At 45.7% G+C, this 20759-nt stretch carries 13 protein-coding genes and 1 pseudogene; 4 read left to right on the plus strand and 10 right to left on the minus strand.

All coding sequences use genetic code 11. The features are described from left to right. Positions 1-42 precede the first annotated feature (42 nt). The gene (locus tag ACP2WE_RS22635; RefSeq protein WP_425217792.1) at positions 43-204 is read left to right on the plus strand and encodes a hypothetical protein; all 162 of its coding nucleotides are present in this window, start codon (positions 43-45) and stop codon (positions 202-204) included. Here ACP2WE_RS22635 and ACP2WE_RS22640 read toward each other — a convergent pair. The 4 genes from ACP2WE_RS22640 to ACP2WE_RS22655 form a co-directional block, all read right to left on the minus strand. Beyond that, complete coding sequence (locus ACP2WE_RS22640) at positions 201-3998, minus strand: cadherin-like domain-containing protein (protein ID WP_425217793.1); 3798 nt, start codon at positions 3996-3998, stop codon at positions 201-203. The two genes, ACP2WE_RS22635 and ACP2WE_RS22640, sit on opposite strands and share 4 nt — an antisense overlap. Before the next feature lie 69 nt (positions 3999-4067). Then, positions 4068-6131 (minus strand): TIGR03032 family protein, encoded by a 2064-nt coding sequence (locus ACP2WE_RS22645; protein ID WP_425217794.1) that lies wholly within the window; start codon positions 6129-6131, stop codon positions 4068-4070. Between the two features lie 150 nt (positions 6132-6281). Beyond that, positions 6282-7718 (minus strand): pyruvate kinase, encoded by a 1437-nt coding sequence (gene pyk / locus ACP2WE_RS22650; protein ID WP_425217795.1) that lies wholly within the window; start codon positions 7716-7718, stop codon positions 6282-6284. 343 nt (positions 7719-8061) lie between these two features. After that, complete coding sequence (locus ACP2WE_RS22655; protein ID WP_425217796.1) at positions 8062-8733, minus strand: alpha/beta hydrolase; 672 nt, start codon at positions 8731-8733, stop codon at positions 8062-8064. Between the two features lie 256 nt (positions 8734-8989). On the opposite strand from ACP2WE_RS22655, the gene ACP2WE_RS22660 reads away from it, so the two are divergent. Next, positions 8990-10516, plus strand: a complete 1527-nt coding sequence (locus ACP2WE_RS22660) for a cyclic nucleotide-binding domain-containing protein (protein ID WP_425217797.1) — start codon at positions 8990-8992, stop codon at positions 10514-10516. Positions 10517-10820: 304 nt separating this feature from the next. After that, on the plus strand, positions 10821-11384 hold the full coding sequence (locus ACP2WE_RS22665) for a hypothetical protein (RefSeq protein WP_425217798.1): 564 nt from the start codon (positions 10821-10823) through the stop codon (positions 11382-11384). A 219-nt stretch (positions 11385-11603) separates the two neighbouring features. Here ACP2WE_RS22665 and ACP2WE_RS22670 read toward each other — a convergent pair whose 3' ends face one another. From ACP2WE_RS22670 to ACP2WE_RS22685, 4 genes are all read right to left on the minus strand, one after another. After that, a complete protein-coding gene (locus ACP2WE_RS22670; RefSeq protein ID WP_425217799.1) occupies positions 11604-13508 on the minus strand; it encodes a polysaccharide deacetylase family protein in 1905 nt (634 codons plus the stop codon). A gap of 36 nt (positions 13509-13544) precedes the next feature. Further along, positions 13545-14858 carry an RNA-guided endonuclease InsQ/TnpB family protein gene (locus ACP2WE_RS22675; protein ID WP_425217800.1) on the minus strand — a complete coding sequence of 438 codons (1314 nt, stop codon included), beginning with the start codon at positions 14856-14858 and terminating at the stop codon, positions 13545-13547. A 250-nt stretch (positions 14859-15108) separates the two neighbouring features. After that, on the minus strand, positions 15109-16161 hold the full coding sequence (gene tnpC / locus ACP2WE_RS22680) for an IS66 family transposase (RefSeq protein WP_425217801.1): 1053 nt from the start codon (positions 16159-16161) through the stop codon (positions 15109-15111). An 11-nt stretch (positions 16162-16172) separates the two neighbouring features. Next, entirely contained in the window at positions 16173-17225 is a 1053-nt protein-coding gene (locus tag ACP2WE_RS22685) for a murein hydrolase activator EnvC family protein (RefSeq protein ID WP_425217802.1), read from the minus strand. A 254-nt stretch (positions 17226-17479) separates the two neighbouring features. On the opposite strand from ACP2WE_RS22685, the gene ACP2WE_RS22690 reads away from it, so the two are divergent. Continuing rightward, positions 17480-19381 carry an ABC transporter ATP-binding protein gene (locus ACP2WE_RS22690; protein WP_425217803.1) on the plus strand — a complete coding sequence of 634 codons (1902 nt, stop codon included), beginning with the start codon at positions 17480-17482 and terminating at the stop codon, positions 19379-19381. A gap of 233 nt (positions 19382-19614) precedes the next feature. Here the strand turns inward: ACP2WE_RS22690 and ACP2WE_RS22695 are convergent, their stop codons facing one another. Both ACP2WE_RS22695 and ACP2WE_RS22700 read right to left on the minus strand, forming a co-directional pair. Continuing rightward, positions 19615-20175: a hypothetical protein gene (locus ACP2WE_RS22695; RefSeq protein ID WP_425217804.1), complete on the minus strand. Its 561-nt coding sequence runs from the start codon at positions 20173-20175 to the stop codon at positions 19615-19617. Positions 20176-20254: 79 nt separating this feature from the next. Continuing rightward, positions 20255-20750: pseudogene (locus ACP2WE_RS22700) on the minus strand (DUF2330 domain-containing protein); the annotation flags it as partial. Between the last annotated feature and the right edge of the window lie 9 nt (positions 20751-20759).

A 20759-nucleotide genomic window follows, 5' to 3' on the forward strand; every position in this document is an offset into this window, starting at 1 on the left:
CGCGATGGTAGATCCGATCCACTGAATGAGGGATTAAAGCAGTTGGATAAATATTTATCAGGATTGAATCTGGATACAGGTTGGCTAGCGATCTTCGATCGCCGTTCTGGGTTGCCTTCAGTCAGCGATCGCACCACGACTGAGAGCGCCACCAGTCCCGCAGGGCGAGAGATTATTGTGATTCAACTGACTTGGGCTTTTTAAGCTGCGATCGCGAAATTGTTCGCAGTTAAGAGTGGATTCCCGTTGACATTTGCAAATAGTCCGCCGCTTCCCAAGCCATTGGCTGCGCCATTTTGGTTGTAATAGAGGTTGCCATTGGTACTGTTATAGGCAATCAAAGCCCCGCTGGTTTGAGCGGCTGCATCCGTGGCAACAACGGCAAATTCACTGCTCTGACTAAAGCCATCACCAGCAACACTCAAAAGCGAAGCAAAGGTAGTTTTATCGAGGACAATTTTGTCGTTGGCAAGCTCGAAGTCGGTAATATTATCTTGTCCGATGGTTGACCGATTAAAGACGGCATTGATATCAAAAGTAAAGCGATCTTGACCCGTTCCTCCTGTAAGGATGTCATTGCCAGCACCACCTACGAGGATATCGTTACCAGCATTGCCAATTAGGGTGTCACTGTTTGCACCACCTGTAAGAATATTGTCAAGATCGTTCCCTGAGATGGTATTGGCGAGGGAGTTCCCCGTACCGTTGATTGCGCTTCCAGTAAGGATGAGGTTTTCTAGATTAGCGCCAAGGGTATAGTCGATAGAGGATTGCACGGTATCGATGCCAGCGTTTGCGGCTTCGCTAATCACATCGCCAGCACTATCGATGATGTAGGTATCGTTGCCCAGTCCACCCCTAAGCCTGTCGTTTCCATCCCCTCCATAGAGGGTATTATTGCCAGCATTTCCAGTGATGATATTCACTTGCTCGTTACCTGTCCCGTTAATATCGCTCGTACCTGTGAGCGTGAGATTTTCTAAGTTAGCACCGAGGGTGTAGCTAACGGAGGATTGTACGGTGTCGGTTCCAGCGTTGAGGTCTTCGATGATGGTGTCATCGAGGCTGTCTAGGATATAGGTGTCGTTGCCCAGTCCGCCAATTAGGGTATCGATACCGTCACCGCCATTGAGGGTGTCATTGCCAGACCCACCATCGAGAATGTCGTTCCCAGCAAAGCCGAAAAGGGTGTCATTGCCGCCTAAACCGAAAATCTTGTCATGGGTGCTAGTTCCGTTAAGTGTTTGGCCAGCTGAGGTTCCAGTAATGATGTTATATAGGGGAGTGACGACAAGATCGAAGGTATCTTCGGCTTTAGTGTTTGCCAGATCGATCGCGGTGACTTTGACACTGAGGGTTCCCACATCGCCGCTGGCAGGGTTGCCGCTAAAGGTTCCTGTGGCGGGATTAAAGGTGAGCCAAGTGGGTAAGGCAGTGCCATCGGCGCGGGTGGCGCTGTAGGTGAGGATATCGCCGACATCGATATCGCTGAAAGTATTGGCTGGTAATTGGAAATTAAAAGGAGTTCCTTGCGTTGCAGTTTGGTCGAGAATCGGATTGCTTACTGTGGGAGCGTCGTTGACGTTGGCAATGGTAATTGCAAAGGTATTGCTGACAGAAGCGTTAGAGGTATCGGTTGCGGTTACTTTAACGTCGATCGCTCCGACATTTTCATTCAAGGGAGTACCGCTGAATATTCCAGTACTGGGGTTGAAGGTCAGCCAACTCGGTAGGGGATTGCCATTGGCGAGGGTTGCAGAGTAGGTGAGGGTGTCTCCAGCATCGATATCGCTAAAGGTGTTAGTAGGTATTGCGAAGCTGAATGGAGAATCTTCGGTTGCAGTTTGAGCGAGAATGGGATTGCTGACGATCGGAGCGTCGTTGACGGATGCAATAGAGAAGGATTGAGTTGCGGGAGTAATACCGCCGTTGCCATCGATGACATTGTAGGTGAGGTTGACGTTGCCATTAAAGTTCGCATTGGGAGCAAAATTGTAGGTTCCATTGCCATTGTCGATAAGTGTGCCGTTGCTGGCAGTTAGTTCCGAAATAGAGAGGGTGTCGCCATCAGCATCAAAGAATCCTTGTAATAAATCTGAGGTGTTGATGATGTAGGTGGTATCCTCTGTGCCAGTATTTAGTGTGGCTGGTGTGCCTGTTAGGACTGGTGCATCGTTGACGGATGCGATCGCAAAGGATTGAGTTGCGGGAGTAATACCGCCGTTGCCATCGATGACATTGTAGGTGAGGTTGACGTTGCCATTAAAGTTCGCATTGGGAGCAAAATTGTAGGTTCCATTGCCATTGTCGATAAGCGTGCCGTTGCTGGCAGTTAGTCCTGAGATAGAGAGGGTATCGCCATCAGCATCAAAGAATCCTTGTAATAAATCTGAGGTGGAAATAGTGTAGGCAGTATCTTCTATTCCTGCCGCTAGTGTGGCTGGTGTGCCCGTGAGAGTTGGAGTTGCGTTACTCAGGAAGTACTTGAGCGTGCCATCAGATGCACCCACGATCGCATCAAGGTCGCCATCAGCATCAAGATCCGCGAAGGTGGGAGTGCTCCAAATCCCGATATCAATGCCATTGAAGGGGTTAGCTGTACCTGTTTGCTCTGCATAGATTGGATTGGAGGCACTACCCGTATTTTTGTAATATTTGAGCGTGCCGAACCTTTCACCAACAATCGCATCAAGGTCGCCATCGCCATCGAGATCAGCGAAGGTGGGAGTGCTTATAATCCCGACATCAAGACCATTAAAGGGGTTAGCTGTACCTGTTTGGGCTATATAGACTGGATTGGAGGCACTACCTGTGTTTTTGTAATATTTGAGCGTGCCGTCATATGCACCCACGATCGCATCAAGGTCGCCATCGCCATCGAGATCCGCGAAGGTGGGAGTGCTAAGATACCCGATATCAATGCCATTAAAGGGGTTAGCTACGCCTGTTTGCTCTGCATAGATTGGATTGGAGGCACTACCCGTATTTTTGTAATATTTGAGCGTGCCGAACCTTTCACCAACAATCGCATCAAGGTCGCCATCGCCATCAAGATCCGCGAAGGTGGGAGCGCTGTAATTCCCGATATCAATGCCATTGAAGGGGTTAGCTATGCCTGTTTGCTCTGTATAGACTGGGTTGCTTGCACTACCCGTATTTTTGTAATATTTGAGCGTGCCGAACCTTTCACCAACGATCGCATCAAGGTCACCATCGCCATCTAGATCCGCTAAGGTGGGAGCGCTGTAAAGCCCGATATCAATGCCATTAAAGGGGTTAGCTACGCCTGTTTGCTCTGTATAGACTGGGTTGCCTGCACTACCCGTGTTTTTGTAATATTTGAGCGTGCCGAACCTTTCACCAACAATCGCATCAAGGTCGCCATCGCCATCGAGATCCGCTAAGGTAGGCTTGCTCAAAGACCCGACATCAAGACCATTGAAGGGGTTAGCTGTACCTACTTGCTCTGCATAGACTGGGTTGGTGGCACTACCCGTGTTTTTGTAGTAATTGAGGATGCCGAACGATACACCAACAATCGCATCTAGGTCGCCATCGCCATCGACATCCGCGAAGGTGGGAGTGTAAAAATACCCGAAATCAATGTCATTGAAGGGGTTAGCCGTACCTATTTGCTCTGCATAGACTGGGTCGGTGGCACTTCCTGTGTTTTTGTAGTACTTAAGCCGGCCGCGAAATACACCGACGATCGCATCGAGGTCACCATCGCCATCGAGATCCGCAAAGGTGGGAGTGCTGGAATCCCCGACATCAAGACCATTGAAGGGGTTAGCCGTACCTGTTTGCTCCGCATAGACTGGGTTGGAGGCACTACCTGTGTTTTTGTAATATTTGAGCGTGCCGAACCTTTCACCAACAATCGCATCAAGGTCGCCATCGCCATCGATATCTGCGAAGGTGGGAGCGCTGTAAGCTCCGATATCAATGCCATTGAAGGGGTTAGCCGTACCTGTTCTTTCTACAAAAATACTAGTCATAAAATTTGCATTTGAGGTTTAGTCTTGCGGGAAGCGATAAAAAAATATTAAGCGCTGTTTTTTCAAAATCTAGCTTTCTGGTGCGGCTCTGGGGATGTCTGATCGCCCTTGACTTGCCAATAGCCCGCCTAAATTGCGATGAGCCAAGGCAAAATCAGGTTTGAGTTCAATGGCTTTTTGATAGGCGGCGATCGCCTGCTCGTACTTTCCTTGCAGTTGATAAATACTACCTAAATTGCAATGGGCGGCGGCGACATTGGGATTAATCGTTAATATTTTTTGATAAATGGCGATCGCCTGTTCCGACTGCCCCAATCCTTGCAACGCATTGCCCAATTGGTTATAAGCCGCCACATAGTCAGGCTGCAAACCTATTGCCTCTTGAAAACAAGCGATCGCCTGTGCCAAATTCTGAGCCTGAGCTTGGTTTTTCCCTTCCTCAAACTTCAACTTAGCCGCTTCACTAACAGGATTAACTTTTGGTGATAAAACCTTTTGAGCAACCTTTAACCCATTGGCAAGCGATCGGGGTGCAGCCCAGCCCAACTTAACAAATATCGGCTCCAAAGCCTTGTCTGTTAAAGCAGTTGGCTCATAAATCAACGTAATTTGGCTGAACTTCTGCTGAAATATTTCTCGTTCCAAAAATGCTAGCATTTTGGTGCCAACTCCCTTTTGGCGGTGGTCTGGATCGACAAACAGCGAAATAATTTCCGCCTTGAAATCGGGTAATAACTCAGCGATCGCAAAACCAACCATATCGCCCAAAAAAGAAGCCGAAACCCCGATTACTTCGCCCCGTTGCGGTTGACTTTGCCAACGTTGTTGCAGATTCGGAAAAGTCATCGCATCATAGGGCGCTAAACTCTCACGATTCAGATGAAACACCCTCTGAAATTTGATTTTTGCCTCAGCGATTTTTGCCCCAGTGACCTTTGCCTCAGCAAGTTCTTGCCGTTCCATCGCTTCATATTCCCGCGCTTCCTGATTTTCGCGCTGCACTCGTTCCTTTGTTGGCAAACCAGCGATCGCCAATGAGTTATCCCTAGGACGTTTCACCGTCGGTTTAGTCGTGACCAATCCATGAGAATTAGGAAAAGTCACCAGCCGTTCAATATCTTCATTCTGAAAGCCCAAAGACATAGGACGCACAACATTAGGCAAGACCACCACATCAAATAACTCTTCGATTGGCTTATCTAAAAATAAAGAATGGACAGTTTCCCCAGTGCGGAGATTGAATACCACTAATCCACATTGCGCCGTTTTCCCTTCCGCTAACAGCCTTTCCTCTAGTACTAATCCCGAAAAACTCGCCGACCTCAGTTTCGATAGTCCCACGATCGCCAAATCACCCCAAAAGGCTAAGCCCCGCACAAATCCCTGACAAAAGGCGATCGGCACAAATTTGTGGTCATCGACATAGCCTAGTTCCCCTGTCCCCGCATTCAGCAACCAGAGTTTGCCCTGATACCAACGCGGCGAGTGCGGCATCGATAGATTTCCGACCACAACTTCATTACTGGGAATATGCATGACAATGCCGCCATCATTACGGTGCGATCGCCACCCTGCGGCGCTGTCGGTCATGCTGCAAGCAGTAACATAACTGGGTTCTCCTTCCACCATCGCCAATCCATTCAGATGACAGCGATCTTCAGCAACCAGTTTGGTAATAAATGGCGGTTGCCAAATCGGCGCAAAACTATAGCCCTCAGCGATCGTTGCCAGACAGCTAAAGTCCGTATTGATAAATATTGGTGTGCCATCACGACCCAAAACCAGATCGTGGACATTCAGACTACCTGTGGTGTAGCTCAGACTCGGCACATATAGGCGATCGGCTTCTTGATAGGTTTCGCCATTCGCCAAATGGTTATCAAATCGCCAAATTTGATAACGCGTACTCATGTACAAGCGATCGTCTTGGGCATAGAGTCCCATCGGCTTATCAAAGAGTCGCTCATGAAACGCTAATCTTCCATTAGTCTTCCGCCCCACCAACATCAGACGATTAGTCTGATAGGTCGTAAAGCCTATACTAATCTGTTCTTTTTCTAACCATTCCCATAGCCTATCTGAGGAGTAGATATGTAGGAATGAACTCTCAGAAGTTCCTTTAGATTCAGTCAAAATGGAATCCTAACTAAAAAATATGCTTAATTTTAATTAACGCTACATGTCTTAAAATAAATCCTAATACCATTTTCAAAAAATGTTGCAACATATCTTTTTGAAATGACCGTGCAGAGCGCGGAACCCAAAATCCGATCTGTTGCAAATTTAAGAAAAATTGCCATCAGATTTAATTCTATGAATTTTGAGCAAGTTTGTGCCGCCTGTTTGCTTAAGGGGAATACCACCCAAAATCAAAATTGTGTCATCGGGCTTCACCAGATTCTTGCTCAATAACAACGCTTCCACTAGATCGATCTGAGCTTCTATGGAATCGTAGGTTGCAGGCAGTAACAATGGCAAAACGCCCCAAATCAAATTTAACCTTTGATAGGTTTTCTGATTGGGGGTAATTGCAATAATTGGCTGTTGAGGACGCTCGGCAGCAGCGAGTCGGGCAGTATAGCTAGTATTTGTGAGAGCAACAATACATTTTAAAGTGAGAATCCTCGCGATCGCATTCAGGGCTTCGCTGATGGCATGGGTCTCATTAATTTCGTAGGGCGGCAGGTTTGAGAAATCCAAAGTTGGCTCTACTTCAGCCGCAATTCGCACCAGCATCTCCACAGATTGCACTGGGAAGGCTCCTACAGCCGACTCACCAGAAAGCATTACAGCATCGGTTCCATCAATAATGGCATTGGCAACATCACTAGCCTCAGCGCGTGTGGGGCGCGGGTTTTGAATCATGCTATCGAGCATTTGGGTCGCCGTAATCACGGGAATACCGCGCAGATTACAAGCACGAATAATCCGCTTTTGCAGTAAGGGAACCCGTTCGGGATTAACCTCTACCCCCAGATCGCCCCTCGCCACCATCACGCCATCACATTCATCTAGAATTTCATCAAGATGCTCGATCGCTTGGGGTTTTTCAATCTTGGCTATGACAGGTGTATCTGCTCCCTTTTGTTTGAGCAAAGCTTTGAGCGTGCGAATGTCTTCTGCTTGCCGTACAAAGCTTAGAGATATCCAGTCAACCCCCTGCGTTAAACCAAAATCTAAGTCTTGGATATCTTTCTCAGTCATCGAAGGCAATCGCAGATTGAGACTAGGAAGGTTCACGCCTTTACGGCTTTTGAGCAGTCCACCTCTGACTACGAGGCACTTCACCACGGATTCGCTAATCTCAGTGACGGTAAACTCCAGCAGTCCATCATCCAGCAAAATCCGCGTACCTGTTTGCGCTTCTTCCGCCAAATGGGGATAGTCTATTGGAATCGTGAGGGGTTGATTGTTAAAATCAGCGATCGGGACTAAAGAGATCGCATCTCCATCTTGTAAAGCGATCGCGCCGTCAGGCAACTGTCCTACGCGCACTTTGGGCCCCTGCAAATCCTGCAAAAGGCTGACTGGAACGTTCAGTTCTTTGGAAACTTCGCGCAGTAACTTGACGGTGTTGGCATGATCTTCATAACTACCGTGGGAAAAGTTGAGTCTTGCCACAACCATTCCCGCCTGAATCAACTGGTAAATGACCTCACGAGAGTTACTCGCAGGTCCAATTGTGGCAACAACTTTCGTGCGATGCGGTAAAGGTGACATCTTGATTTACTGGTTGACTTTTTACCTGAAAAAACTTTAGTCTGCTGAACTAGGAAGATTAAGCCTAGTTTTCGCGACTAACAATCAAGAGCGAGAACTGTAAAACTATTCACTTTACCCAAATCCAAAATCCACAAAACAAAGAAAGAGCCTAAGACTTTCCCTGTTTCGTCTAGGCTCTTTCTTTTGTTCGCTCCTCACACAATTGAAATATATCTTGGATTTTTAAAAATGTCTAGTCTCATACCCAGATTTTTCCTAGTAATTTATGCTTAGGTTTTCAAGATGCGATCGCCTCTTAACTAGACAAGATTTGCCCCAAACCCCATCGTCAACAGCAATGCTACAAATATTTAACCCATGCTGCGATGATTTCAGGTGAGCCATACCAAGTCCCTGCTTTAGGCGAGTGATTTACCCCATCAAACACGAGATTTTCAGCCCCTTTTAGGTGTGCTGCCTCAATGGGTGTAATGCCATCCCCCCAAGCATTACCGATACCGCAGGTTAGCTCGTAACTGCTGTAAGCGACCCACTTAGAGAGGCTTTTTTCACCATAAACCGATCGCCCAGCTACACAGATATATTGCACATCCTCATAAAAGGCATCGGGATAATTGTCGTTAACAAAGCCAAGATTTCTACGCGTCCAAGGTTCGAGGCTGCGGTGGGGCGTACCCAAAGTAACCAGCTTCGCTACGCGATCGCGTGCTTTCCAAATGCGATCGTAATAGGGTTGGTCGCCTAGATAAATTCTTGCCAACCAACCGCCCGCCGAATGCCCGATAATATTCACTTTAGAAACCCCATACTCCGATCGCACTTGCTCGACGGCTCGATCGAGTTTTTCTAAGATCGGTGCGATCGAACGCCCACCTACTGTAGGCAACCATTCCCACCACTTGAGCGGCACAACAAGCGCAGGATGCCCCTGCGATCGCAGGGCTTGTTCGATTGCAAAATAGTCTGAGGCTCCTGCTAGATAACCGGGCAAAATAATATTGGGTAAGCGCATGGATAATTAGATTGAGAATGGTATAAAAAGCAGCAAGGATGTTCGACAACAGGAAAAGAGGCAGCTAGACTTATATAGGATTCAGAATAAACCAGTGGAACCTTTTATTTGCGATCTAACTCTTTGGAAAAGTGATTGTGCTTTAGCTAGAAAAATTACTATGCCTGTTCGATCTGATTTATTCTCACAAGAATTTTAAGTAACCATTTAAGTAAATTCCCTAACAATTCCTGTCAGGATATCAGCGTATAAATTCATGGATAACCTACTCAGCAGTTTATACAATTTTCTAGTGCATCCGATTTTTGATATCGGTGGTATGAAGTTTTCTTTTGCGTCAGTAGCATCCCTTACGATACAGGTTGTTTTAGTATTTGTCGTGGCAAGAATCGCTACGGAACTCATCAGGCGATCGCTTTTATCAAGGCTAGGATTAAATCGAGGACTTCAAGAAGCTGTAGCCGTTTCTGTTAAATATTCTCTCACAGTTTTAGGTATTGTTATTGTTTTACAAACAGCAGGAATTAATCTTAGTTCCTTAACCGTAGTCGTAGGGGTTTTGGGGATTGGAATTGGTTTCGGCTTACAAAATCTTGCTAGCAATTTTATTAGCGGATTAGTCTTATTATTCGAGCAAACGATTAAAGTCGGCGATTACATTGAAATTAATGGACTGCAAGGAACGATCGAAAAAATATCGATTCGCTCGACGATTGTGCGAACGAATGACGATGTTTTTGTGATTGTACCCAACCAGCGCTTCATCGAAAATGACACCGTAAATTGGAGTTATGGTGGTCATATTTGCCGCATTCATTTACCTGTTGGGGTAGCCTATGGTACCGATCCGCTCTTACTCACCGAAGCATTAATTGCAGCAGCGAGATCGGAGCCTAGAGTCATTTCTTATCCCCCACCTGAGGTTTGGTTTAAAGGTTTTGGTAGCAGTTCCTTAGATTTTCAGTTGTTGGTTTGGGTCAACAATCCCAATGAGAACGAACCGATTAAAAGTGCTTTAAATTTTAGGGTTGAATACGAACTACGCCAACGTAGTATTGAAATTCCTTATCCCCATCGCGATCTCAGAATTCGGAATATTGAAGCGTTAAAACCCCTATTTCAGAATCACTCACCTAGTGACAAAATCAGTGAAAAAATTAGTGACAATGGCTATGAAAATGGTGAGAAGAAAATCAATTTTGATAAGCCAGAGTCAAATACAGATGCAACAAGTTCAGGTAAGAACAAACTTACAGCTAAAACTGTTAGTAAGCGCAGTCTACGAGATTTATTGCGACGAGTTTCTTATTTCGAACGATGTACAGATACTGAATTGTTAGCAGTGATTGCAAGTGGATTTCGTCAACATTTTGCCCCACCCCAAATAATTTGCAAGCAAGACGATCCTAGCGATACGTTTTATATTATTCTCTCTGGCTCCGTAGAAATTATTTCTGAGCGCACAGACACTCACATTGCGACGCTCCATCACGGGGAGTTTTTTGGGGAAATTGCCCTGCTTACAGGGACACCGCGCACAGCAACCGTAAGGGCATTGACCGATACGACCCTATTTGTAATTGGACGCAGACAGTTGCAAAAATTGTTAACCGATCATCAAGAACTTGGCGAACAAATTGCGCTTAAACTCTCAGAACGACAGCAGATTCTGATTAATATGGGACTACTGAATGAAGAGGAAATTAAAAGATCGGAATCTGCGGCGATTACATGGGTACGCGATCGCCTAAATATGATATTTGGAATTCAACTCGGCCATTGACACTCCCCATGGCTAAATGTTGGACGTTGCTCTATAATACTCAGTCATCGTGTTAATCTAAAAATTACCTAAATAAATGAATGATGTGTAGGATTTTTAGCAGAGTTAATCTGTTTAGGCTGAAGTTTAGTTAGTTGGACACATACGTTCTTTCTAAATACGCAAACAAATACGTAGTCAATCAACAAACATCTCCTATTGAACTTTACTAGCAAGGCTCTAGGTTAGGATTATGAAATTGAAAATATTATCTTTTTGTCTTCTCTTATTAAGTTTTTCAATTTTAGCTGGGTGCAGCGATCCTGTGCCAAATCCAAAATCTTCAGATATTAATTCCCAACCCACTCAACCATATAAACCTGAAGATTATTATCGACTTCCACTCGTGTGCCTAAATGGTAGACCCTCGCCAGAAACACTCCCAAACAACAAACAAATGTGGGGAGGGAGCAAAAAAGTTGTCACTGCATTTGTGACTAAAAAGCCTAGCTCAAACTTCATTAAAGCCGATCTAGAATATTTGCCGCCGCAATTCATGTCTTCATCCCCCCCAAATACGGCTTTGGTGATTTGTATTACCGAAAACATGAAATCCAAGCTATTGGAATCATGCCCTTATTCAATAGCTGGAACAGACAAACCATTTAAACTTAATCGGTATCGTAGTGAGTTGGAAATTCAGTTGTATGAGTCCAAAACTGGCAAGCAACTTGCAAAGACAACTTTCGCTCGTGAGGCAAATCCCTGTATTCAGGTATATATTCCCTCATCAAGCTCGAAAGGGAATTCAGAAGATCGCTTTGTAGAAGCTCCAAACAACGAATTTCGACAAGATATTGAAACTTGGCTGAAGACCTATATCCAATGATAAATCACAATTTCAATCTTATAAAGGGGCATCCCCTAGGGCAACCACACACGTTTCTCAATAATTAACGAACAGGCTATAAATGCCTACCAGATATAGGTTTCAATAAAACTAAACCACTATGCACTGGAAGTGCATAGTGGTTTAGTTCACAAAATCCTGTCTCACGATTGATTTAGGATTGCTATATGTATTTCTCAAACACTCTCTATAAGATGTTCAATTTTGGCTGGGAACAGCCGCTGGAGCCAAGCTCACTGGACAAGTCACAGTCGATGTCTCTTCGGTTTTGACGGGATTAGGGGGCAATAGTGCCACAACATGGGGGACAGGACGAGGTTCGTAACTCATCATCGAGCGATTTTGATATGCCAAGGAAGCACTAGCCCCAGAGTCGAGCATAACCACATCCTGCAAACCTGTCTTGGCTAAAAGCTTGCCTAACCCTACCGAGTCAATCATTTCTTGGGTGACGCCAATCACAGGTCTACCCGTGCGATCGATGCCCCAAAAGGCGCGATCGCGGCTGGCATCAAAACCGTACAACTTACCAAAACTTTCTGCGGTCTGGGGTTTACCATCGCGGACAAGCCAACCAGCAGCGACAAAAGCATCGGTGACATCGGGCAATTCGGCTTTAAGCGCATCTAAACTTGTATGTTTACTGGCATCAAACGGTACAAACTTAATCCCTGTCGGACTAATCAAAACCAGAGGGCGACCGTTCAAAAGTGGATTTTCTCCTTTATTGCCAGGATTAAATACGCCTCCGTTACTAGAAAACTGACTCATAACGGGCCCAATCATCTTATTGCCATCAATGCGTTCTAAGGAAAAGAAACCTCCATCTACTGCTGCGATCGCATCGGCAGTTTTCATGATCTCTTCGACTTTGCCGCGCTTATCGGCATGAACGGTTACAGGTCTACCCCCATAGACCAAGGTTACGGGAAAGCCATCAATACTGACCTGTCGCTTTTGTACGGGCGTGGTGAAATTGATGCCACTATTCCCAGAAGCGGTCAAATTAGGAAATAGGGTAAAGGACTCCGATGGCGTTCCACCCGAGGCAAGTGGAATTGCTTCTCGAATGCGAGACTGACCGTAACGCATGATCGAGAGGATATCTTCAGAGGTATTGGCAGGTTTCTCTTGGTAAGGATCGAGACTCATGGTCAAGGCTGCCTCATAGCCTACTTCGGCGACTTTTTGCTTGATGCGCTCGCTATAAGAACCCTCAGGATAGGTAAAGTAGCGAATGAAAATGCCTAATTCTTTTTCGAGCACCTGCTTGGAGACGCGTAGTTCTTCTTCCACTTTGGCATCATCTAACTTCAACATATTGTAGTGATTGACCGTATGGGAAGCGATCGTAATTAGACCACTGCGCTGCATTTCTCGGAGTTGATCCCATGTGGCTTTCGGTTTGCCAGCGGTTGAACCTACAAAGCGCGTGTGAACGGACCAAACCGCTGGGTAGTTATATTTTTTTAGGAGTGGGAAGGCATAGGTATATTGCCCCACATAATTATCATCAAAGGTCAGTAAAATTGGTTTTTCGGGTAAAGATGACCCCGTACGGAGATGATTGACCAATTGGTCGAGCGTAATCGGGGTCAGTCCATTATCGTAGATCGCTTGGATTTGCTCTTCTAGCTCTGTGGGCGTTACATCCCATGACACCTCTTTGCTGGTAGTAATGTCGTGGTACATGATGATGGGCACGCTAGCAGAACGGGCGCGATCGCTAATTTTAGGAAAGGGTGCAGGTGTAAAACTGGCAAGAAACTCTGGTTTTAGGAGCCCACTAAAGTTAGATAAGGTGGGTAAAGGATCGTGAGCGATCGCGTTGATCGCCTGCACTTGATACAAGGAGTTGGTAACCGAGTTGAGCGCGTTAAACTGACAGAAAGACTTGTCTGCGCCAGTTTTGCCTTGACCTATGGCTTGATTATTCTCGGTTATAGAGGTTGTTAGATCGGTTGGTTGCGTGCTGGTTGTAGATTGGGTGGTGGCAATTGAGAGTCTGCTCGTACTGTTACTGACTAAGCGAAAAGCGATCGCTGCACCCATACCAACTCCCACCGCAGCCAAAACCAAACCCGCCAAAATTGTTTTTTGCATACAAAATCCCATGCCAAGCTAACTACGATATATGAACTACCCCGCATTCCGTTTCACTGCGTGAGGGGTTTCTGAATCCCCATTTGCAAGGAGTGCGTGTTTTTGACGCTTCTTTGAGCCAAGTTGCTTCATCGATCCACAAAGTGTAGCCTTTGAAGTAGCGCTTTGCCCTCCACGTTTGACGATGTTCGTTCCAAACACCGCAGAATCATAAAGTACCCAGTTGAGCATCACCTGAGCCGCAGCTACATCGCGATCGGTTGTGTAGCCACACTTAGAACAATGATGGATACGCTCACTGAGATCTTTTTTATGCTGATCGCCACAATTGGGGCAAGTTTGAGAAGGTTTAGCTGTTTGAGTTGGAATCTCAAGATACTGATCACCTGCTTCAGTGACTTTGTACTGAATTGCCGATTTGAGCATACCGATTCCTACATCTAACATATTGCGGTTCAACCCAGTTTTCTGAGCTTTGCGCTTACTTCCTTGCTTGGCTTTGCGGGTCATCCCTTTGAGATTAAGTTGCTCGGTACAAATTAGGCTATTACTGCTTACTATCTTTGTACTTGCTTGATGCACCCAATCTTGTCTTTGTCTCGCGACTTTGCGTGTTAGTTTAGAAACTTTGGTTTGTGCTTTTTTCCAACGTTTTGAAGCTTTGATTTTCTGCTTATAGTTGGGTGATTGCTTTCTCCGTTTCTGTTTACTTGCCTTTTTGATCTTTTCGGCAGTTTTAGCTAGGAACTTTGGAGCCTCAATAATTTCACTATTACTCGTGGCGATCGCATGATGCACGCCAAAATCTAAGCCGATTGCACCTTCTCCTGTTTCTCTGATTACTTCACAGTTCACGGTGATTGATGCATACCATTTACCATGTCGGTTCAGGATGGTGCAAGTTGTGGGGATGCCCCATTGTCTTGCTTGTCCTCGCATCTGAATCTTACCTAGATTCAATAGATCCAAATAGCCATTTTTACCATCAGTTAGTGCTTTCCACCCTGAAATGGCAGGGTATGTCCAGCCTGAATAATGGCGGATAGATTTGAATCTTGGATAGGCTGCTTTTCCTGCAAAAAAGTGCTGATAGGCAAGGTCAACTCGTTTTAGGGTGACTTGCAAGGCTTGTGAGCCAAGTGTTTTATACGCTGTCCACACTTCTTTGAAGGCGGGTAGTCGGTTTTGTTGATCTAGGTAGTTTACAGATTTACCTTGGCGCTGGTAGCTATTTCTACGATCTGCGAGTGCTGAGTTATAGAGGTAACAATGCAGTCTCCGCCACTCATAGAGGGTTTGCTCTTGAGCTTTGGTGGGGTAAAGTCTGTAGGGGATTCGCCTTGTTAGCATTTCAGTATTGTACGATCAAAATCTCAAAATCTCTACCTCGATGAGCATCCCGAACTGTGGGTGACGAGGACTTCCCGCTCGGAGTATGTTAACGGCAGATAAAGCCTTATATTTTAAGTTTATGTCTCAGTCATGGCTAGAGCAGAAGCAGTCAGTTCGAGGTAGGAATGGGGAGTATAAAGAGTCGATCCAGCTCATATTCCACGAGTAGCTGAGAAAGTAATGCGTTTGAGAGAAAATCCGTAATTGCTCAACTCAGAAGAAATAATGATTCAAGAGGGTTTAAAGCCGCAAGAATCGACTCAAAAGCAGACAAACCTTGTCGCTTTCCAGTATTGACAATAGAACGTACCATCGCAAATAGATCTCGTCCCCAATTGGAACGAAAACCATTCGTGATTTTCCTAAATATGACACTCCAACGCAGTGCTTGTTCGCTTGCATTATTTGTTGCTGGGATTGTCGGGTCATCCAAGAACAGAAATAAGTTTTTTCGTAAACCCAGATAACGATTTTGTGATCTAACTCCATCTTCTTGTGTGGGCAGTAGAGCTAGAACCGCATCAAGATCTCGATACAACCGACATCGATATTGATAACCTGTGGTTTCTGCTAAATCTGCCCAACGCTTTTGTACTACAAAAGCTCGTAGTAAGAGCTTTTTCATTCTGCCTGAGAAAATCTCATCCCCTGCTTCGATGCCATACTGACAATCTCTGAGTTGGTGGGCAAGACATACTTGCCATTCTACGGCTGGATGCGTCTTCTGGGCGCTAAACAAGTCTGACACCCATACTTCAGGTTGATGTCCTCCCATCACTTCTGTAATCACATCTCCTCCTCTAGAAGGTCGAATGATATGGAAACACACCTGTTCGTTCTGAAACACCCATTCCCATTGTTTTTTACCATTTACTCTGGCACTTGTCTCATCACTGCATACTAGTCGTGAGCTTTTGAGTGCTTGATGTATTCGTTCTACTTCTGAGCCTAGTTGTTCTTTGACTCTTGATAATAGGTTGGCGATCGCTCCTTCAGAGATATCTAAGCCAAATACCTCTAACATCATTTGCTGCATTCGACGATAGCTGATCCCGTGACTGTATCTCATTGTTGTCACTAAGGCGGCGATGCGTTCCCCAAATGGACTTCCTGACTCCATCCCTACTGGTGCTTCGGCTATTTGTTCCTGTCCACAATTTTCGTATTTACAACCATATCTTTCTACTCTGGTCACGATTGGTTTGATTGGTGGAATGTCGATTTTGTCATACCGTTCCATCAGTAACTCTGTCGATCGCATGGGATATTTCCTTATAAAAACTGAGCGGGATCGACAGGTTCCCCATTAGCACGCACCTCAAAATGTAAGTGAGGCCCAGTCGAAAATCCAGTCGAACCTACGGCAGAAATGGGCTGACCTTTTTGCACGGTCTGCCCCTCATTCACAAAGAGTTCGCTACAGTGACCGTACAGCGTCGTCAAGCCGTTGCCGTGATCGACGATCACCGCATTGCCATAGCCGCCATACCAACCTGCATAGATCACCGTACCGCGATCGGATGCGTAGATCATGCTGCCGTAGTCTGCGCCAAAATCCATACCTGAGTGAAATCGGTCATAGCCCAAAATCGGGTGCATCCGCCAACCAAAGGGACTGGTCACTTCGCCAACGGTGGGATACATCAGTTGCCCCGTACCTGGCATAATCATAATTCCAGGTGCTGTTTGTGCCTTTGCCAAAATCAAACTGGTGATTTGGCGAGAATCTTGAGCTAAGCGATCTTCGGCAAGCTCTAAGGCACGCCGATCGCTTTTCAAGCGATCGATTACATTCGATTGGGCAACAACTTCAGCTTCAAAGTTGGCTTTTTGATATTTCAGCTTTTGATTGAGTAAGGCAATCTCATTGGCTTGGGTAATTACTTGCTTGCGCTGAGACTCAACTCTGTCGGTGTTTTGTTTGAGGGTGGCAAGAAGTTGGCGATCGCCTTCGTAAATGCGATTGATCTGGCGGCGGCGATCGGCAAACTGGTTAAGGTCTTGACTGCTTAAGAGCAAAATCCACCACTTTTGCATCTGTTGTTTTTGCAGGTAACGCAAACGTGCCGTCGTGGCAGTGCGCTTGCGGTTGAGGTCATACTCAAGCTCTTGCAGCTTCTTTTCTAACTTTTGCTGCGATGTCTGAGCTTGTTTAAGTTTTTCCTCGTTGTCTTGAATTTGTTCTGCCGTAACTTTGACATTGCGTCGCAAGGCATCGAGGCGATCTTGCGCGGGTTTGGTGATCGCTTTGATCTGTTCTTGCTGCTTCTGGACGATCTGTTTTTGCTGCTCAACTAGGTTTTGGTAGTTGTGCAGGTCTTGCACCGATTGCGCGAAAACGGCAGGTGTAAAGCAAAGCAATAGTATGCCTACACAGAGTAGGCAGCAGATTAGATTCGCGAAGAAACTCGATCTGGACTGCTGAGTTTTCAGGTTTGCCACCACAGAATTTTAAATGAAAGCTACCGATTTTGTGAGTTGCTTTTATCTACTCAAGGTGAGTATAGCTACACGCGCTGAATTGTACCGATACTTGTCCGATCTGGCTAGTCAATTCGCGAATTAATTTTTCTACGTTCTTGCTACATTGGACTATTGCCTATTTCAGCCCCGATCGCCCGAATCCTATGCGTCATTCTCGCCCCCAGCCTCCTAGCTCAACGAAACTATCGTCTTTGCTGAGCAATATGCCAAAATTGATGCGCCTAGTTTGGCAGGCAGCATCGGGTTGGTTACTGCTAAATTTGGCTTTGACTGTGACGGGGGCATTAATTCCCGTGGCACAGCTCTATGTCACCAAGCTGATTGTCGATCGCGTGATTCATGCGATCGGTACGTCAAATTTAGACATTGTGCCCCTATTGGGACTGGCTGGCTTAGGGCTGGGTTTGGCATTGCTCCAAGAGGCTCTTCAGCAGGGGAATGCCTTTGTTTCGCAGGTTCTCAGCGATCGCTTTTCCCTCTATGCCAATGGCATTCTCTTGGAACAGGCAACCAAATTGGATCTGGCTCATTTTGAGTCCGCTGAGTTTTATGACACGCTCAACCGAGCGCAGCAAAGTGGCAGTTTTTATCCCCTCCGCGTGATTGGGAATCTCACGCAACTGGCAGGGCAACTGATTGGCTTTGCAGGGCTCGTATCCCTTCTGTTGCGGTTTAGCCCTTTGGTGGTTGTGTTGCTGCTTTTAACTTCTCTCCCTACTTTTTGGGTGGGCGTGCGCTATTCCAGTCGGCGCTTTTGGATGCTGCGTCGCCAAACCCAAAGCAAACGTTTGGCTGACTATTTTGGCGAAATTTTGACAGATCCAGCTTTTGCAAAGGAAGTTCGTCTCTTTAATTTGGGAGATTACTTCTTAAAGGAATATCGTGAGATTCGCGATCGCTTTAATCAGGAATCCAAGAAATTGGCACTCCAACAGGCATTAGCCCGTGTAGGCATTGGAATTGTCGCGAGTATTGGATTTTATGGTGCATACGCTTTGGTGATTTGGCAGGCAGTACGAGGACTGATTACAGTCGGCGATCTGACCATGTATGCGGGAGCCTTTCAACAGGCTCAAAATGCGATTCAAGGAATTCTGCAAAACATCGCGACCATTTATGAATACAACCTCTATGTTTCCCAATATTTTGAGTTTTTAAATCTAAAACCGCAGGTAGTCAGTCATGCTCTTGAGAAGTCCCCTAAAAAATTTCCAGTACCGATGCAGTCAGGGTTGGCTTTGCGTAATGTCAGCTTTACCTATGGAGGAGCAAGCGAACCCGTTCTCCAAAATATCAACCTTACGGTACAGCCCAATGAATGTATTGCTTTAGTGGGTATCAATGGCTCGGGCAAGACAACGCTACTCAAACTACTCACGCGCTTTTACGATATCGATGCAGGAGAGATTACGATTGACGATATTCCTTTGCAAGAATTTGACTTAAGCGAACTTCGCGCTCAAGTCGGCGTGCTATTTCAAGATTTTGCCCGTTACTCCCTGAGTGTGGAAAATAATATTGGCTTTGGCGATCTAAAGGAACGTGAAAATCAAGACCGCATTCAAAAAGCAGCCATAGATGCGGGGGCAACGGATACGATCGCAGCGCTCGATCGCGGCTATCAAACTATTTTGGGAAAAATTTTTTCGGGTGGCATCGAACTCTCAGGCGGACAATGGCAGAAAATTGGTCTGGCAAGAGCGTTTATGACTTCAGCCCAAATCCTCATTCTCGACGAACCAACGGCGGCTGTGGATGCGATCGCGGAACACGATCTATTTCAAAGGTTTCGCCTACTCACCAAAGGAAAGATGACCTTCCTCGTCAGCCACCGTTTCTCTACGGTACAAATGGCCGATCGGATTGTGGTTTTAGATAAAGGTCAAATTGTGGAAGTTGGAACCCATGCGGAACTAATCGCCTTAGGCGGTCTTTACGAAAAAATGTTTCGCCTACAGGCTGCCAGTTATCAGTCTAACTTTTCTGCTAATCGCTGATTTAAAGCAGTTTTCGATCTAATTCACTACGAAAATGGATAGCCCCGCCTTGGGTTTTAGATTTCTGTATGTGGTGCTTTTGAAGCTAATTTGCTGTGAGTACTGGAGATAGATGTATTAGCCCAAATCGAAAAAGAGAAAATGTTACAAACTCCTCCAAAACCGCTGACCTTAGAGGAGTTTTTGGCATTACCAGAAAATGATAAAAATCACCGACTGAGATCGGGAATCGTCTATTTATTGGGACATTCAGTCACAGCTTTTTGAATCCAAGGGCTAATTTCTTTGCTAAATTCGGTAAATGAAGGCTTGAAAAATTGTGATTTTAGGGGTTGATGATCGGGATGTTCAGCACCGATCGCTTTGACGACCTGTGCCAAATTGGCGATCGCCTTTACATAGCCCGATCGCACCGACTGTAAAACTGGGTTTGAGAGTTTTGCTTTCTCAAGATCTTGAACAGAAATGTTTAGAACTTCCACCATCCGATCGGCATTTTTAAAATCAGATGCTTTTACTAGGGTCTGAAGCGAAGTTTGCAGGATTTTACACTCCTCGGCGGTTTGAAGTGCAGAGTCACTTTGAGCGTAGCCAGGGCTCATGCCAATTAACAGCGCTGATATTGCACTCAAAATAACGATAGATACAGCTACAGGTAAAACTAAAAAGCAGCGATTCAGAAAATTTATCTTTGATTTCATAGATTCGGTTTCTAGGGTAAGTTCTAATAAATTAAACTGTGTTGCGATCGCAAAAGCAACTAATGCTAAAACCTTGACTAACTCATCATCCAAACGTCAAACACCAAAAAGCAAGAGCCGATCGCTTAGACGATCGGCTCTTGCTACTATTTTTTTAATGACCTGCGATCGCTTATTTCCAGATTGTGCGCCAGAAAGAACTACCCTGAGTACCAGTTGCAGGTAGCTTTAGCTTGCGGCGGATATCTTGGATATTCCATCCCGTCAACTGTGCCAAAGTTTTTGCCTCTTTTTCGTATCGGATAGGTAGAGATTTTTGATACTGTTGCCCTGCTTCACATCGAGCTTCTCCCTCAAAGGCATGGCGCAGGACATAGCGACCTTGAAAAGACTCTTGGTTCGTAGTTTCCTTAAACATCAAATCTTCGGGGAACTTATCGCGGCTATAGCGAACGTGGAAACGAGAGATGAATACGCGACTAGAAGTAGGTTGGGGTCTACCTCTTCTAAAGCTGGAATTTAGATTAGGAACACCAGGACTGGGGGAATCCAACCAAAACACACCAGCTTTTTGTAATTCCTCAGGGGTGAGCGGATCTGCCGAGCAAGGATCGCAACTACTCATATCCCAAGCGTATTCTAGAAAGGCTACCTTACGATCTTCCTTGNCAGNCTTA

It is taken from the genome of Tumidithrix helvetica PCC 7403 (genome assembly GCF_965232925.1).
Classification (GTDB): Bacteria; Cyanobacteriota; Cyanobacteriia; order Pseudanabaenales; family Pseudanabaenaceae; genus Tumidithrix; species Tumidithrix helvetica.